This window comes from Micromonospora sp. RP3T (assembly GCF_003027925.1).
GTDB lineage: Bacteria > Actinomycetota > Actinomycetes > Mycobacteriales > Micromonosporaceae > Micromonospora.
In genome coordinates this window covers 1-14,983 of record NZ_PYPS01000006.1, presented here as the reverse complement: position 1 = coordinate 14,983, position 14,983 = coordinate 1, and the positions used below count along the sequence as shown (strand labels likewise).

Annotated in this window: 14 protein-coding genes and 2 tRNA genes; 9 read left to right on the top strand and 7 right to left on the bottom strand. The window is 72.6% G+C overall.

What is annotated here, in order from left to right; translation table 11 throughout:
- Positions 1-30 precede the first annotated feature (30 nt).
- On the bottom strand, positions 31-528 hold the full coding sequence (locus tag C8054_RS06985; protein ID WP_233219524.1) for a hypothetical protein: 498 nt from the start codon (positions 526-528) through the stop codon (positions 31-33).
- A 38-nt stretch (positions 529-566) separates the two neighbouring features.
- Here C8054_RS06985 and C8054_RS31945 point away from each other — a divergent pair, with 38 nt between their 5' ends.
- A complete protein-coding gene (locus C8054_RS31945) occupies positions 567-725 on the top strand; it encodes a hypothetical protein (protein WP_158273813.1) in 159 nt (52 codons plus the stop codon).
- Between the two features lie 4 nt (positions 726-729).
- Here C8054_RS31945 and C8054_RS06980 read toward each other — a convergent pair whose 3' ends face one another.
- From C8054_RS06980 to C8054_RS06970, 3 genes are all read right to left on the bottom strand, one after another.
- Positions 730-957, bottom strand: a complete 228-nt coding sequence (locus tag C8054_RS06980) for a hypothetical protein (protein ID WP_107155912.1) — start codon at positions 955-957, stop codon at positions 730-732.
- Positions 958-1,058: 101 nt separating this feature from the next.
- A complete protein-coding gene (locus tag C8054_RS06975; protein WP_107155911.1) occupies positions 1,059-3,164 on the bottom strand; it encodes a M14 family zinc carboxypeptidase in 2,106 nt (701 codons plus the stop codon).
- A 120-nt stretch (positions 3,165-3,284) separates the two neighbouring features.
- Positions 3,285-6,203 (bottom strand): Hsp70 family protein, encoded by a 2,919-nt coding sequence (locus tag C8054_RS06970; protein ID WP_107155910.1) that lies wholly within the window; start codon positions 6,201-6,203, stop codon positions 3,285-3,287.
- A gap of 129 nt (positions 6,204-6,332) precedes the next feature.
- Here C8054_RS06970 and C8054_RS06965 point away from each other — a divergent pair, with 129 nt between their 5' ends.
- Positions 6,333-6,983, top strand: coding sequence for an MOSC domain-containing protein (locus C8054_RS06965; protein ID WP_107155909.1), 651 nt, complete (start codon positions 6,333-6,335; stop codon positions 6,981-6,983).
- Positions 6,984-7,006: 23 nt separating this feature from the next.
- On the opposite strand, the gene C8054_RS06960 is transcribed toward C8054_RS06965, so the two are convergent.
- A tRNA-Gly gene (locus C8054_RS06960) sits at positions 7,007-7,080 on the bottom strand.
- 123 nt (positions 7,081-7,203) lie between these two features.
- On the opposite strand from C8054_RS06960, the gene C8054_RS06955 reads away from it, so the two are divergent.
- The 5 genes from C8054_RS06955 to clpX all read left to right on the top strand — a co-directional run bounded on the left by C8054_RS06955 (position 7,204) and on the right by clpX (position 11,784).
- Positions 7,204-7,277, top strand: a tRNA-Pro gene (locus C8054_RS06955).
- A gap of 148 nt (positions 7,278-7,425) precedes the next feature.
- Positions 7,426-8,772, top strand: coding sequence for a trigger factor (gene tig / locus C8054_RS06950; protein WP_158273812.1), 1,347 nt, complete (start codon positions 7,426-7,428; stop codon positions 8,770-8,772).
- 174 nt (positions 8,773-8,946) lie between these two features.
- On the top strand, positions 8,947-9,588 hold the full coding sequence (locus C8054_RS06945) for an ATP-dependent Clp protease proteolytic subunit (protein ID WP_107155907.1): 642 nt from the start codon (positions 8,947-8,949) through the stop codon (positions 9,586-9,588).
- 14 nt (positions 9,589-9,602) lie between these two features.
- Positions 9,603-10,265: an ATP-dependent Clp protease proteolytic subunit gene (locus tag C8054_RS06940; RefSeq protein WP_107155906.1), complete on the top strand. Its 663-nt coding sequence runs from the start codon at positions 9,603-9,605 to the stop codon at positions 10,263-10,265.
- 226 nt (positions 10,266-10,491) lie between these two features.
- Positions 10,492-11,784 (top strand): ATP-dependent Clp protease ATP-binding subunit ClpX, encoded by a 1,293-nt coding sequence (gene clpX / locus C8054_RS06935; RefSeq protein WP_107155905.1) that lies wholly within the window; start codon positions 10,492-10,494, stop codon positions 11,782-11,784.
- Positions 11,785-11,808: 24 nt separating this feature from the next.
- Here the strand turns inward: clpX and C8054_RS06930 are convergent, their stop codons facing one another.
- A complete protein-coding gene (locus tag C8054_RS06930) occupies positions 11,809-12,432 on the bottom strand; it encodes a helix-turn-helix domain-containing protein (protein ID WP_107155904.1) in 624 nt (207 codons plus the stop codon).
- Between the two features lie 41 nt (positions 12,433-12,473).
- Between C8054_RS06930 and C8054_RS06925 the strand changes: the two genes are divergently transcribed.
- Positions 12,474-13,307 (top strand): EamA family transporter, encoded by an 834-nt coding sequence (locus C8054_RS06925; RefSeq protein WP_107155903.1) that lies wholly within the window; start codon positions 12,474-12,476, stop codon positions 13,305-13,307.
- Positions 13,308-13,346: 39 nt separating this feature from the next.
- Entirely contained in the window at positions 13,347-14,144 is a 798-nt protein-coding gene (locus C8054_RS06920) for a carbon-nitrogen hydrolase family protein (protein ID WP_107155902.1), read from the top strand.
- 6 nt (positions 14,145-14,150) lie between these two features.
- Here C8054_RS06920 and C8054_RS06915 read toward each other — a convergent pair whose 3' ends face one another.
- Positions 14,151-14,372 (bottom strand): hypothetical protein, encoded by a 222-nt coding sequence (locus tag C8054_RS06915; protein ID WP_107155901.1) that lies wholly within the window; start codon positions 14,370-14,372, stop codon positions 14,151-14,153.
- Positions 14,373-14,983 lie beyond the last annotated feature (611 nt).

The following is a 14,983-nucleotide window of genomic DNA, read 5'->3' as shown; positions in this document are numbered from 1 at the left end:
CCCCCGGGGAACGGCCCGCACGCGGACGGGTCAGAAGACGGTGGTGACCCCGGCCGCCTTGCAGGCCGCGTTGAAGTCCTCGCCGGCCTTCGCCATCGCGGGGTTGTCGGCGGCGGTGGCCGGGTCCGGCGCCGCCGCGGCCTTGGTGACCTCCACGCTGAACCGGCGCAGGGCGGCGGCCGCCTCGCCGTCACCAGCGGTCCTGGTCAGCGCGCTGACCTTCTGTCCCAGCTCGGTCATGATCTTCGCGAGCTGCGTGTTCGCGTCGCCGCCGGACTGCATCGCGGTGACCAGCTTCGCCCGCATCTCGTCGCTGGTCTTCTTCGCGGACGTGCAGAGTTCCCGGTCACCGACGGCGTTCGCCGCGGCCGGCGAGGAGGGCGCGGCGGAGCGGGTGGCGGGGGCGGCGGACGGGGTCGGGGCGGTGGAGGTCGCCGCGGCGTCGGCGTTCGTCGAGGTGCCCTCGCCGCCGCAGGCGGTGAGCGCCGTGGCCGCGAGGCAGGCCAGGACGACAGGGAAAATGCGCATCGGTTTCACGTGGGCGCACGCTAGTCGATGCCGATTTCATGATCAACGAGGATGTGCGGGCGCTCGCCGCGGGCGGGCGGCGTGCCGCCGCCCGCCCGGGCCCGGTCGCGGTACGCCGCGACGCCGGCCGTCACTCCACCAGGACGGCGCTCGCATTACCCGGCGCCGCCCGGTTCATCCGTCGCCCGTTGGGCTGAGGGCTCACTGCTCCTCGGCGTCGGCCTTCGGCGAGGCGACCCGCGCGGCGGGTTCCTCGACCCCCGGCTCGCCCCCACCGGGCGCCACCATGCCGTCGTAGTTGTAGACCACACCGTCGTCGCCGTGCTGCTGCGTGGTCTTGACGTAGCGGTGGATCATGCCGTCGATCTCGATCTCCATCAGGGCCTGGTCACCCGCGTCCTGGGTGCTGCCGCCCCTGGGACCGCCCACCAGGTACGCCTTCGTGTTCGTCGCCAGGTGGCCGCCCTACCCCCGCCCGCGGGCCGGAAACCGCGGTCCCCGGCCGACGTGCCGACCGGGGACCGCCCGGGTCAACGCGTCCCGGCCGCGTGGTCGCGGGCGACCCGGACCAGTTCCACCAGGCCGCCGGCGTACTCCTGGGACTCGCTGTGCGCCTCGTCGAAGGGCGGCTGGAAGCCGACGCCCTCCCACTGCCCGGTGGCCTCGTTCCAGCGGTCGTTGCCGACCTCGAAGTCCCAGGCGAAGATGCCCAGCTCGTAGTAGAGCTGGTCGGCGGAGTTGCCGGCCGCCGAGTAGAGCACGTCGGCGACCGGGCCGGTCTGCGACGGCCAGGTGACCGTGCCGCGCTCGGTGGCGATGGCCCCGACGATGCGGCGCGCGCTGGCCAGGAAGAGCGTCGACTCGTCGATCGACGGCCGCGGCAACGTCACCCGGCCGTCCGCCCGGTACGCGCCGGGCGGCCACATGAAGTAGCCGCCGTAGGAGTGCACGTTCATCGCGAACCTGATGTTGGGGTGGGCCCGGGCCAGGTCGATCACGTTGCGGCTCTCCGCCTCGGACAGCTCGGCGGTGCCGGCGTAGTTGCCGGACAGGCAGTTGGCGCTGGCGCCCACGTACCCGTCGAACAGCGACCCGACCGTGTAGTTGCGGTTGACGTCCACGCCCCAGGTGGTGCGGTACCTCGGGTCGCGGGCGGTGCCGGTGCAGTGGTTGACCAGGTTCTTGCGCTGGAGGTTGTAGTCGTGGAACGAGTAGTTCGCGCCGTCCGGGTTCACGGTCGGGATCACGAACACGTCGACCTGCTCCAGCAGTTGCCGGGTCGCCGCGTCGGTGCGGGCGTTGGCCAGCAGCCGTTCCGCGAACTCCAGCGTGACCAGCGGCGTCGCCCACTCCCGGGCGTGCTCCTGCGAGTACGCGAGCACCCCGACCCGGGAGCCGTCCCGGTGCTTGCCGATCCGCAGCGCCTGCACGGTCCACGGGCGGGTCGGCACCTCGGTGCCCTGGAGGCCGTCGTCGAGGCGTACCGGGCCGGCCACCGGCATCGGCAGCCCGGCCGAGCCGTCCTCCACGATGGCCCGGAAGCGGCTGCCCTGCCGCGCGTTGATCGCGGCGGCGACGTCGTCGGTGCTGCTGGTCACCTTGCCGGCGGCGTCGGTGGCCAGGGAGACCGTGAGCACCCGGTCCCGGTACCGGACGGTCAGCGGCCGGCTGGCCCGACCCGGGTCGACGGTACGCGCCTGCACGCCGTTCATGCCCTGGTCGCCGAAGCGCACCGACTCCACGACCAGGGCGGCGACGGCCGGGTCGCCGAGGTACGTGGCGGCGGTGCGGCGGTAGCCCTGGGTGCGGTTCGGCAGGTCGATGACGTCGACCAGGTCGCGGTACTGGCGGCCCAGCCGGGCGATCCGCGCCCTGATGTCGACGGGCGTCAGGTAGGCGTCGATGAAGTCCTTCTGGTAGCCGGCCGGCTGCGGCGGCGGGGTGGCGTCCGGCCAGCGTGCCGGAGTGACCGGCCGGCTCGTACCACCCAGGCTGGAGGTGGCGGTGAACTGCACCGGCCGGCCGGGCACCGGCTGCGGCAGCGCGTAGTGGTACTGGTACTCGCCGGAGTCCTCGAACCGGTACAGCGGGAAGGAGCCGGTGGCGCCGTCCGCCGTCCGCCAGCTCACCGTGATCTCCACGTCCGGGTCGTCGGTGGCGGTGGTGGCCACCTGAGCCTGGAGGAACGTCCTGCCGCCGGTGGTCCACCAGTACGCCTGGAGGAACTGGAGCGTGTCGGTGCCGTCGGCGGCGCGCAGTCCGGCGCGGGTACGGGCCTGCGCCGCGCGGGTGCTCTCGGCGAGCCGCCGGGCGCCGTCGTCGGCGCGCTGCACCACCTGGAGCGCGCTCGCCCCCTGCCGGGTGAGGTCGGCGAGCTGCCGGCCGGTGAGGACGAGGTCGGCGACCGGGTGCCCGTCGCGGGAGCGGGGTCGGTTGGCCAGGTCGGCGCCGGCGGCGACCAGGCGGGCGAGCTGCGTCTCGTCGGCCAGGCGTACCCGGACCAGGGCGGTCTCGGTGGGGGCGAGGGTGATCGCGGGTGCGGCCGGCGCGGCCACGCCGGGACCGGGGTGGGACAGGGCGGCGGTGATCAGGATGCCGGTGGTGGCGAGTGCGGTCCACCGTCGTCGGACGAACAAGGTGCCTCCTGACGGACGTCGATCTCACTGACCACCAGACCAGTCGAGACATCGATGCCTGTCAAGCTCACTTTCGGTCGCGCCGGTCGCGCCGGTCGCGCCGGTCAGCCGGCGAACCGGTCAGCCGGCGAACCGGTACAGCCGGAACTCCTTCTCCGCGCCGCACACCAGCACCTCGGTGGTCCAGGAACACGACTCGCTGCGGATCTGCTTCACCTCGCCCATCTCGACCGGCTTGCCGTCCACCGCCAGCCCGGCGAGGACACGGTCGTCCTCGTAGCCGCTGGGCGCCTTGCCGAAGAGCAGCAGATTGCCGGCGTCCAGCCGGACCGCGACCCCGTCCCGGTCGCGCAGCACCGCCGTGCCGTCCGGGGTGAACACCGTCACCGCGTCCCGGGGCGAGTCCCGCGCGGCCAGCAGATGGTCGCCGAGCGGGACCAGCCGCTGCGCCCCCGGGGCCGGCCAGCGCCGGCTGTCCTCGCCGTCCGCCACGACCACCACCCGGGTGCCGTCGGCGCCCGCGCTCGGCACCTCCAACAGGCAGGCGCGATGCTCACCACAGGTGACCAGCGCCCGCGCCCGGCTGTCCCGTTCGGTCGCCTCGTACCGCACGTCCGGCGTGCCGAGACCGCCGAGGTCGTAGGAGACCAGCCGCAGGCCCCGGTCGCTCTCCGCCACGTACAGCCGGTCGTCCCGGGCGGCCACCGGGTCGTCCAGGTCGGCCACGTTGCCCCGGCTGCGCAGGATCTTCCCGTCGTCCATGGCCACCACCCGCACCGAACGGTCCGCGCCCACCTGGACCAGCCGGTCGGCCTCGCCGGCCCACGGCGCACGCGGCGAGCCGTCCGGGTACGCCGTGCCGTCGAGCGCCGCCCCGGTGGCGACCGGCACCACCACGGTCCGGGCGTCGCCGTACTCGGTGCGCGGGTTGTCCTTCGACCACCGCTGCCGGCCGTTGTCCAGCCGCAAGCCGACCAGGCGGTTGCCGGCGCGGTCCAGCCGGACCACCGTGTCGGCGCCGACGAAGATCTGGTCGTCGCCCTGGATGCCGACCTCCCACCGCTGCTCGCCCGAGTCGCCGTCGAGCACCGCGAACGGTCGGGGGGTGCTGGTGCCGGACGCGTCGGCCACCGCGGCCACCCCGTCGGGCAGCGCCCGGATCCCCGCCCACCGGTCGGCGCTCGCCCGGGTCTGCTTCTCCCAGATCCGCCGGCCGGTGGCGGTGTCCACGGCGACCACGTTCAGTCGGTTGTCCGGCCGCGACCAGGCCAGGTAGGCGCGGTCGGCGAGCGTCGCGGTGAACATCTCAGCCGGCCGCTCGTCGCCCGCGGCCACGGTCCCGACCAGCTCCGGCGGGTGGAAGTCCAGCGCCGGGTGCCGGTCCCGGAACACCCAGAGCAGCGTCGCCGCCGTCACGCCGACCACCGCGAGCGCGGCGCCCAGCGCGAGCCACCGACCCCGCCGGCCGCCGCCGGAGGACGCGCCGTCCGGCGTGCCGGCACCGCCCGCCGAAGGCCCCCAACCCGGGGGTACGCCGGGCGCGGCGTACGTCGGCGCGGGCTGCCCGGCCGACGTCGCGGGAGCACCGCTCCCGGCGTACGCCGGCGCGTGCCGGGCGGGCGGCGCGGCGTACCCCGGAGGGGTGGGGCCGGCCACGTCGGCGACCAGCGTGCCGTGCGGGCCGCCGGGCGCGGTGGTCGCCGCCCCGGCGGGCGTGCCGGCGACGGTGGTCGCCGCACCGACGGTCGCCGCCCGGTCCTCGGGCGTCGGGCCGGGCGTCGGGTGGGCCACGGTCGGGTCCGGCGTCGACGAGCCGGCGGCCGGTGCTCCCGCCGGCGGGCCCCCCGCCGGGGCGGCGAGGCTCCCGGCGGGCGGCCGGGCACCGGGCCGGCCGGCCCGGCGGGGCAGCGGCAGATCGGTCAGCGCCCCCTCGGCGACCGGGAGTTCCGGCTGCTCCAGCACGGTCGGCGCGATGCCCAGCTCGGCGTGGAGCATCCGGGCCACCAGCGGGATCCGGGTGGAGCCGCCGACCAGGAACAGGCCGGAGAGCTGCTCGGGCCGCACCCCGGCGGCGGCGGTCACCTGCCGGGTCTCGGCGACCGCGCGGGTGAGCAGCGGCGCGGCGAGACGCTCGAAGTCCTCCCGGGCCAGCGGCACGGCCGCCTCCACCCCCGGCACGGCCACCGGCGCGACCAGCACCCGGGAGAGCATCTCCTTGGCCCCGCGCACGTTGTCCCAGAGCTGCTGCCGGTCGCGCCGGTCGGCGGTGGTCGCCGGGTCGGTCAGCCGGGCCCAGCGCCCGGGGTGGGCCGGACCCACCAGCTCGCCGAGCCGCCCGAGCAGGGCCGCGTCCAGGTCGAGGCCGCCCAGGTCGGCGATCCCGCCGGTGGCGACCAGGTGGAAGCCGGAGTCGCCCCACGGGTCGGCGCCCTCATTGCGCAGCACGGCCACGTCGAGCGTGCCGCCGCCGAAGTCGAACACGGCCACCGCGCCACCCACCGGCACCGGCCGGCGCAGCACCTGGGTGAAGTAGCGGGCCGCGGCCACCGGCTCGCGCAGCAGGCGGGTGCCGGGCGCGATCGGTCCGGCGAGCGTGTGCTCGGCGGCGGCCGGCCAACCGGCCAGTTCCAGCGCGTCGTGCAGCACCTGCCGCCGGGCCGGCGACCAGGCCGCCGGATGCGTCACCACCGCCGGGGGCAGCAGACCGACCGCGACCACCGCGGCGTCCGCGACCGTCCGCAGCGCCGTGGCCAGCAGCTCCGCCGGCCGGTACGCCCGCCCGCCCAGCTCGACGGTCTCCTCGTCGACCCGCCGTTTCGGGTTCGGCTCGTAGCCGGCCGGGTCGGCCTGGGCCAGGCGCTGGGCGTCCCGCCCGACGTGCAGGTGGCCGGCGGTGTCGGCGTACACGCCGGACGGCAGGATCGGGTGGCCGTCCACCAGCAGCGGCCGGGTGGTCCCGTCCGGCCGGCGCAGCACCGCCACCGTGTTCGAGGTGCCGAGGTCCACGCCGAGGGCGAAACCGTCCTGCTGGCCTGACATCCGTCACTACCTCCACCCGACGAGGGCACGTCCGGCCCCGCATCGTACGCAGCCCGCGCCGCCCCGAACCTCGCCCGGTACGCGGAATCGGGTGGCCCGGTCGGCCGGTCAGCGCCTACCGTCGCCGCCATGAGGGTGCTCTCCGTGAACGTGGGCCGGCCCCGACCCAACCCCTGGAAGGGGCTCGGGGCGACCGGCATCGACAAGCGACCCGTCGACGGCCCGGTCGCGGTCAGCGCGCCCGGTCCGAAGGGCGCCGGCGAGGTCGGTCTGGCCGGTGACCGGGTCTACGACGTGGCCCACCACGGCGGCACCGACCAGGCGGTCTACGCGTACGCCCGGGAGGATCTGGACCGCTGGCAGGCCGAGCTGGGCCGGCCGCTGGGCAACGGCAGTTTCGGGGAGAACCTGACCACCACCGGGGTGGACGTGAACGGCGCGCGGGTCGGTGAGCGGTGGCGGGTCGGGGCCGACCTCGTCCTGGAGGTCTCCTGCGCGCGCATCCCGTGCGGCACGTTCCAGGGTTGGCTGGGCGAGCAGGGCTGGATCAGACGGTTCACCGAGGCCACGGTGCCGGGCGCCTACCTGCGGGTGGTCGAGCCGGGCGCGGTCCGGGCCGGCGACCCGGTGGAGGTCGTGCACCGGCCGGACCACGAGGTGACAGTGGCGTTCCTGTTCCGGGCCGTGACGCGGGAGCCGGACCTGCTGCCCCGGGTGCTGGTGGCCGACGCGCTGCCGGCGGAGGACGCGGAACGGATCCGGAGACGACTCGGCGGCTGACCGCCGGCCGGGCGGTGGAGCGGTGGAGCGGGCGACGGGAATCGAACCCGCGTAGTCAGTTTGGAAGACTGAAGCTCTACCATTGAGCTACGCCCGCGAGCGCCTCGCTGTCGCGGGGCGCGCCCGACAGCCTACCGAATGCCGGAGCCGGACGCGCAGTGCCCACCCTCGCCCCGGTCACCCACCCGGGGGCCCGGACGGCATACACTCTTTGTCGCCACGGGGTGTGGCGCAGCTTGGTAGCGCACTCGCTTTGGGAGCGAGGGGCCGTGGGTTCAAATCCCGCCACCCCGACTGTCGTTCGCGACCGGATCGTCCCGGGAACCGCCGGTTTCGCCGCGCGGTACCCGGGCCCTGCCGATGCCGCAGGCCGACTCGCCTACACTCGATGCGCGCAATCACGCCCCAGAATCGACACCCAGATCCGTCAAGGAGTACGCCTGTGAAGAGCACCGTCGAGACTCTGAGCCCGACGCGCGTGCGGCTCGCCATCGAGGTGCCGTTCGTCGAGCTCGAGCCGAGCCTCAAGAAGGCGTACCGGGAGATCGGGCAGCAGGTCCAGGTTCCCGGCTTCCGCCGGGGCAAGGTTCCCAGCGCCGTGATCGACCAGCGGGTGGGCCGGGGGACCGTCCTCAACGAGGCGATCCAGGAGGCCATCCCGCAGAACATCCTCGCCGCGGTCCGGGAGCACGACCTCAAGACGCTCGGCCGTCCCGAGGTCGACATCACCGAGTTCAACGACGGTGACTCGCTCAACTTCACCGCCGAGGTCGACGTCCGTCCGGAGATCACCCTGCCGGACCCGGCCACCATCGAGGTGACCGTCGACGAGATCGAGATCGCCGACAGCGAGATCGACGAGCAGGTCAACAGCCTGCGCGAGCGGTTCGCCACGCTGAAGACGGTGGAGCGCGCCGCCCAGGACGGCGACTTCGTCCAGATCGACCTGAACGCGACCGTCGACGGCGAGGACGTCCCCGGCGGTTCGGCGAGCAACATCTCGCACGAGGTCGGCAGCAAGCAGCTCCTGCCGGGGCTGGACGAGGCGCTTGTCGGCCTGGCCGCCGGCGACAGCACCACCTTCACCACCCAGCTCGTCGGCGGCGACTTCGCCGGCCGGGACGCCGAGGTGGCGGTGACCGTCCGCACGGTGAAGGAGAAGGAGCTCCCCGAGCTCGACGACGACTTCGCGCAGATGGCCAGCGAGTTCGACACCATCGAGGAGCTGCGCGCCGACCTGCGTGAGCGGGTCACCCGCGGCAAGCAGGTCGAGCAGATCTACGCCGCCCGGGACAAGGCGCTGGAGCAGATGGTGGCCGCCGCCGAGGTGCCGGCGCCGGAGGGTGTCGTCAAGGAGGAGGTCGAGAGCCGTAAGGCCGCGATGGTCGACCAGCTCGAGCGCATCGGCGCCTCCCTGGAGGAATACCTCGCCGCGGAGGAGAAGACCGAGGAGCAGATCGACGCCGAGCTGACCGAGGCGGCGACCGACGGCGTCAAGATCCAGCTGCTGCTGGACACGCTCGCCGACGCGGAGGACGTGCAGGTCTCCGACGACGAGTTCGGCCACGAGATCGTGCACCGGGCGCAGCGCGCCGGCATGGCCCCGCAGCAGTACTACGACCAGCTCGCCCGCTCCGGCGCCGCCGCTGCCGTCTTCGGTGACGTCCGTCGGGGCAAGGCGCTGGCCGCGGTGATGGAGAAGATCAAGATCAAGGACGCGGCGGGCAACGAGGTCTCCCTCGACGCGCTGCGGGCCCAGAACGAGGCCGAGCACGACCACCAGCACTGACCGTTGCGGCGACGGCCGCCGTCCCGCGCTGCGCGCCGGGCGGCGGCCGAAACCCTTTCCGGGGTACGCCGAGCGGGTGACTGCGCTGAGAGCGAACAGTGCCCCGACCGGGAGTACGCCCGTAGGGCGAGCGGTTAGTGTCGGACAGGACGGTACGGAGAGCGAAGGGCTGCCATGACCGACATGCACATCCCCAAGAAGTCGCTCCGGGCGATCGAGGCCCGCGGTGGCGACTCCATTGGCAACCTCGACGACTCGGTCTACAACCGGTTGCTCAAGGAACGCATCATCTTCCTGGGCAGCGAGGTGAACGACCAGGTGGCCAACCGCATCTGCGCGCAGCTGCTGCTGCTCGCCGCGGAGGACCCGGACCGCGACATCTTCCTCTGGATCAACTCGCCGGGTGGCTCGGTCTACTCCGGCATGGCGATCTACGACACCATGCAGTACATCGACAACGACGTGTCGACCGTGGCCATGGGCATGGCCGCCTCGATGGGTCAGCTGCTGCTCTGCGCCGGCACCAAGGGCAAGCGCTACGCCCTGCCGCACGCGCGGATCATGATGCACCAGCCCTCGGGTGGCCTCGGCGGCACCGCGTCGGACATCGCGATCCAGGCCGAGCAGATGCTCTACACCAAGCGGATGTTCCAGGAGCGGGTCGCGCACCACACCGGCCAGTCCCAGGCGCAGATCGAGGCGGACTCGGACCGCGACCGCTGGTTCACCGCCCAGGAGGCCATGGACTACGGCTTCATCGACAAGGTGATCATCGGGGCCACGCAGGTTCCGGATGGCGCCGGGACCCTGAGCTGACCGAGGAGCTGACGATGACCGACCTGAGCCTGCCGCCCCAGTTCGCGGCCGTGCACAACCGCTACGTCCTGCCGTCGTTCGTCGAGCGCACGTCGTACGGGATGAAGGAGTCCAACCCCTACAACAAGCTCTTCGAGGACCGGATCATCTTCCTCGGGGTCCAGGTGGACGACGCGTCGGCCAACGACGTGATGGCCCAGCTGCTGACGCTTGAGGGCACCGACCCGGACCGCGACATCATCATGTACATCAACTCGCCCGGCGGCTCCTTCACCGCCATGACGGCGATCTACGACACCATGCAGTACGTCCGGCCGGACATCTCGACCGTCTGCCTCGGGCAGGCGGCCAGCGCGGCGGCGGTCCTGCTCGCGGCCGGCACGCCGGGCAAGCGCATGGCGCTGCCGAACTCGCGGATCATCATCCACCAGCCGGCCACCGAGGGCGGCTACGGCCAGGGGTCGGACATCGAGATCCAGGCCCGGGAGATCCTGCGGATGCGGACGCAGCTGGAGGACATGCTGTCCCGCCACTGCAACCGGCCGATCGAGCAGGTCCGTAAGGACATCGACCGTGACAAGATCATGACGGCCGAGGAGTCCAAGGAGTACGGGCTTGTCGACACCATCCTGACCAGCCGCAAGAAGGGTCTGCTGGCGAGTCACGCCGCGGGCTGAACACGAACGGGGTCGGAGGTCGGTCGGGGGCGGTTCCCGACCGACCTCTGACACACCCGTTTTGGGGGTCGGAGAAAGCCCGGCCACCGGGTAACGTCGGGTCCGTACCGTTCAGGGGTCGGATCGGGTGGATTCGACAGCACAGCATGACGACAGGACGGACGGGCGCGGTGGCGTCCGCAGGTCAGGGCCGGCGCTCCGGCCGATGAGTGCAGGGAGAACGTAGGTGGCACGGATCGGTGACGGCGGCGACCTACTGAAGTGCTCCTTCTGTGGCAAGTCACAGAAGCAGGTCAAGAAGCTCATCGCGGGCCCCGGGGTCTACATCTGCGACGAGTGCATCGATCTCTGCAACGAGATCATCGAGGAGGAGCTGGCCGAGTCCGGCGAGGTGAAGTGGGAAGAGCTTCCCAAGCCGATGGAGATCTGCCAGTTCCTCGACAACTACGTCGTCGGTCAGGAGCAGGCCAAGAAGGCGCTCGCCGTCGCGGTCTACAACCACTACAAGCGGATCCAGGCCGAGGCCGCGGGCGCGCCCGGTTCCGGCAGTGACGGCGTCGAGCTGGCCAAGTCCAACATCATGCTGCTCGGTCCCACCGGCTGCGGTAAGACCCACCTGGCGCAGACCCTGGCCCGGATGCTGAACGTCCCGTTCGCGATCGCGGACGCCACCGCGCTCACCGAGGCGGGCTACGTCGGCGAGGACGTGGAGAACATCCTCCTCAAGCTGATCCAGGCCGCCGACTACGACATCAAGCGCGCCGAGACCGGCATCATCTACATCGACGAGGTCGACAAGATCGCCCGCAAGTCGGAGAACCCGTCGATCACGCGCGACGTCTCCGGCGAGGGCGTCCAGCAGGCGCTGCTGAAGATGCTGGAGGGCACGGTGGCCAACGTGCCGCCGCAGGGTGGTCGTAAGCACCCGCACCAGGAGTTCATCCAGATCGACACCACAAACGTACTGTTCATCTGCGGTGGCGCGTTCGCCGGCCTCGACCAGATCATCGAGTCGCGCACCGGCTCGGGCGGCACCGGCTTCGGCGCCCGGCTCCGGTCGGTGTCGGAGCGGTCGACCGACGACATCTTCAGCCAGGTCATGCCGGAAGACATGTTGAAGTTCGGGCTGATCCCCGAGTTCATCGGCCGACTCCCGGTGATCACCAACGTGCGCAGCCTGGACCGGGGCGCCCTGGTGAAGATCCTCACCGAGCCGCGCAACGCGCTGGTCCGGCAATACCAGCGCCTCTTCGAGCTGGACGGCGTCGAGCTGGAGTTCGAGCAGCCGGCGTTGGAGGCCATCGCCGATCAGGCGATGCTGCGCGGCACCGGCGCCCGGGGCCTGCGGGCGATCATGGAGGAGGTGCTCCTCTCCGTGATGTACGAGGTGCCGAGCAACCCCGACGCCGCCCGGGTGCTGATCACCCGCGAGGTCGTCCTGGAGAACGTCAACCCGACGATCGTGCCCCGTGAGTTCACCGGCCGGCGTCGCCGGGACCGCGAGGAGAAGTCGGCCTGACCGCCCGTCGCGACCGCGCCCGGGTCAGCTCGGGCGCGGTCCGCGTGAGCGGGTCCGGCGGTCCCACTCGCCCGACGGGGTGACCGCCACCATCATCAGTCGCACCGGCTCGTCGCCGGCCGTGCGGTAGCCGTGCTCCCGGTCGGCGTGGAACTCCACCGTCTCGCCGGCGTCCACCCGGTGGTCGACGCCGTCGACGGTGACCGTGACGGCGCCGTCCAGCACGTGCAGGATCTCCCGGGTGCCGTGGGCGTGGTCGGGGGAGTGCAACGCCTCGCCGGGCCGCATCCGCCAGTCCCAGAGCTCCACCAGGTCGGGTTCGCCCAGACCGCTGAGCAGGCGGGCGACGCCGCCGTGCGCGCCGCGCCACAGCACCGGCGCCTGGTCCGCCGGGGTGATCCGGACGGTGCTCTCCTCGACCGGCTCCAGCAGTCGCGCCATGCTGACCCCGAACGCGTCCGCGACCCGGCAGAGCGTGCCGATGCTCGGGTTGGTGCGGGCGCCCTCGATCTGCACCAGCATCCCCTTGCTGACCCCGGACCGGCCGGCGAGTTCCTCGAAGGACCAGCCGCGTGCGGCTCGCAGTTCGCGTACCTGCCGGGCGACCGCGGCGGTCACCGCGCTCACCCGCCCACCGCTCTCGGTCATCATACTATCCTTCACGGTCACTATTGTGGTACGACTGCCGGATGCTTCCCATTGTGCTCGCCGCGGTTTCCGCGATCGCGTTCGGCACGGCCGACTTCTCCGGCGGCAAGGCCTCCCGGCACGCCGACCCGATCGCCGTGACCGTGGTGTCGCAGATGATCAGCCTGCCGCTGCTCGGTGGGCTGGTGCTCGTCGTGCCCGGCACACCGACCGGCGGCGACCTGGCCTGGGGCCTGCTGGCCGGCGTGGCCGGCGCGGCCGGCGTGGTGCTGCTCTACCGCGCGCTCGCCACCGGCGTGATGGCGGTCGTGGCACCCGTCACCGCGATCACCGCGGCGATCGTGCCAATCGTCGCCGGCCTGCTCGTCGCCGACTCCCCGGGCGCCGTCGCGCTGGGCGGCGCCGGGCTGGCCGTGGTGGCGATCGCTCTGGTGAGCCTCGGCGAGCGCGGCGGCACCGGCCGCGTCTCGGGGCGGATCATCGGCACCACGCTCGCCGCCGGCCTGCTCTTCGGCGTCTTCTTCGCGCTGCTCGGGCAGGCCGACGAACGCGCCGGCATGTGGCCGGTGCTGGCGCTGCGCGTCAGCTCCATCGCGTTCGGGCTGGCGCTCGCCGCCCGCGCCGGTGTCCGCCTACGGCTGGGCCGGCGGGTGCTCGGCTGGGTCGCCGCGGCCGGACTGCTCGACTCCGCGGCGAACGCGCTCTACCTCGCCGCCGCGGCCCGGGGCCACCTCAGCGTGGTGGCGGCCATCGCGTCGCTCTACCCGGCGAGCACGGTGCTGCTCGCGCTCGCCGTGGACCGGGAACGGCTACGACCGGTGCAACTGGCCGGGCTCGGATTCGCCGCCGCCGCGCTCGTACTGGCCAGCGTCTGAGCCCTGTCGTCCCGCCGCCGGCAGCCGTACCCTCTCCTCATGCGCGTCGCCGTCTGCCAGCTCAACGCCCGCGACGACCGGGCGGCGAACCTCGCCGCCGCCGAGGCCCTGCTGGTCCGGGCCGCGGCGGCCGGCGCCGACCTGGCCCTCCTGCCGGAGTACGTGGACTACCTCGGTCACGCCGACCGGATGCCGCCGGCCGAACCGGTCGACGGCGAGGTGGGCCGGTTCTTCGCCGAGACCGCCCGCCGACTCGGCCTCTGGGTGATCGCGGGTTCGTTCCACGAGGCCGGCCCGGACCCGGCGCACACCTGGAACACCTCGCTGGTCTTCGACCGTACGGGCGCGCTCGCCGCCACGTACCGGAAGATCCACCTGTACGACGTGGAGATTCCCGGCCGGGTCTCCTATCACGAGTCGGCCACGGTCGCCCCGGGGGAGAAGCCCGTGGTGGTCGACGTCGAGGGTCTCCGGGTCGGCCTGTCGATCTGTTACGACCTGCGGTTTCCGGAGCTCTACCGGCAGCTCGCCGTCGACGGCGGCGCCGAACTCCTGGTTGTGCCGGCCGCGTTCATGACGCACACCGGGCGGGACCACTGGGAGGTGCTGCTGCGGGCCCGGGCGATCGAGAACCAGTGCTACGTGGCGGCGGCCGGCCAGACCGGTGACCACGACCCGGGCCGGACCTGTTTCGGGCGGAGCATGGTGGTGGACCCGTGGGGGACGGTGGTGAGCCAGGTTCCGGACGGCCCAGGCCTGGCGGTCGCCGAGGTGGACCTGGACCGGCTGCGAACCATCCGGGCCGAGCTGCCCAGTCTCGCCAACCGCCGGCTCTGACCCGGCTCAGGTCTCCAGGAGCACGCCCAGCACCGCGAAGCAGGCGATGGCCGCGGCGGTGACCAGCAGCGCGGTGGCCATCCGGGACGGGCCCCGGCGGGCCAGCCGTCCCACCGACAGCACCAGCACGGCGAGCACGAACGCGCCGATGACCAGCTGCCAGAACGGCAGCAGGAGACCGAGCAGAGCCTCCTCGGCGAGGGCCGGGAGCCGGGACAGGTCAACCATGCGGACCACTCTGGCACGGCGGGTCCCGATCCGGACCCTCCCCGCGAGCGCCATCTCCGGAACCCGGGTCGCCGCAGACAATGACGATCATTGATTTGCCTTCCCGGGCGGCGCCGCGTAACTTTCTCTCTGCACGCGGGAAGCCGGGGCAAACCGGCCGAGAGCGGGCACCAGGATGGTGGCGGTGACGCCGAGCCAGACTGAGGATCCGGGCGGTGCGGAAAGACTCCGGGAACACGGGGTTGCAAACGCGAAGCCGACCGGGTAGAGTTCGGAAGCCGGCAGGGAGACGGGCGGGTGGCTGTGAAAACAGCGCCGGCCGGTCCGCCGGAAACCACGACAGCAACGACCGCCGGGTACGGCGTGCGTCAGCGTGGATCGGCTCGAACCAAGGTGATCGCCTCGAACCTGAGGTTGACAGCGAAAGTCGAGCCGGGTAAGTTAGAGGGGTTGCCCCAAGCGGGGGTCCTGCGACGCAGGGCTTCGGGTTGGTGTGTGGTTGTTCTTTGAGAACTCAACAGGGTGCTTGATAAGCCAGTGCCAATTGTTTTATACCCCGGACTGGTCAGGCTTTGGTCTGTCTGGTCGGGATTCCTTTGGCAACACTTTTG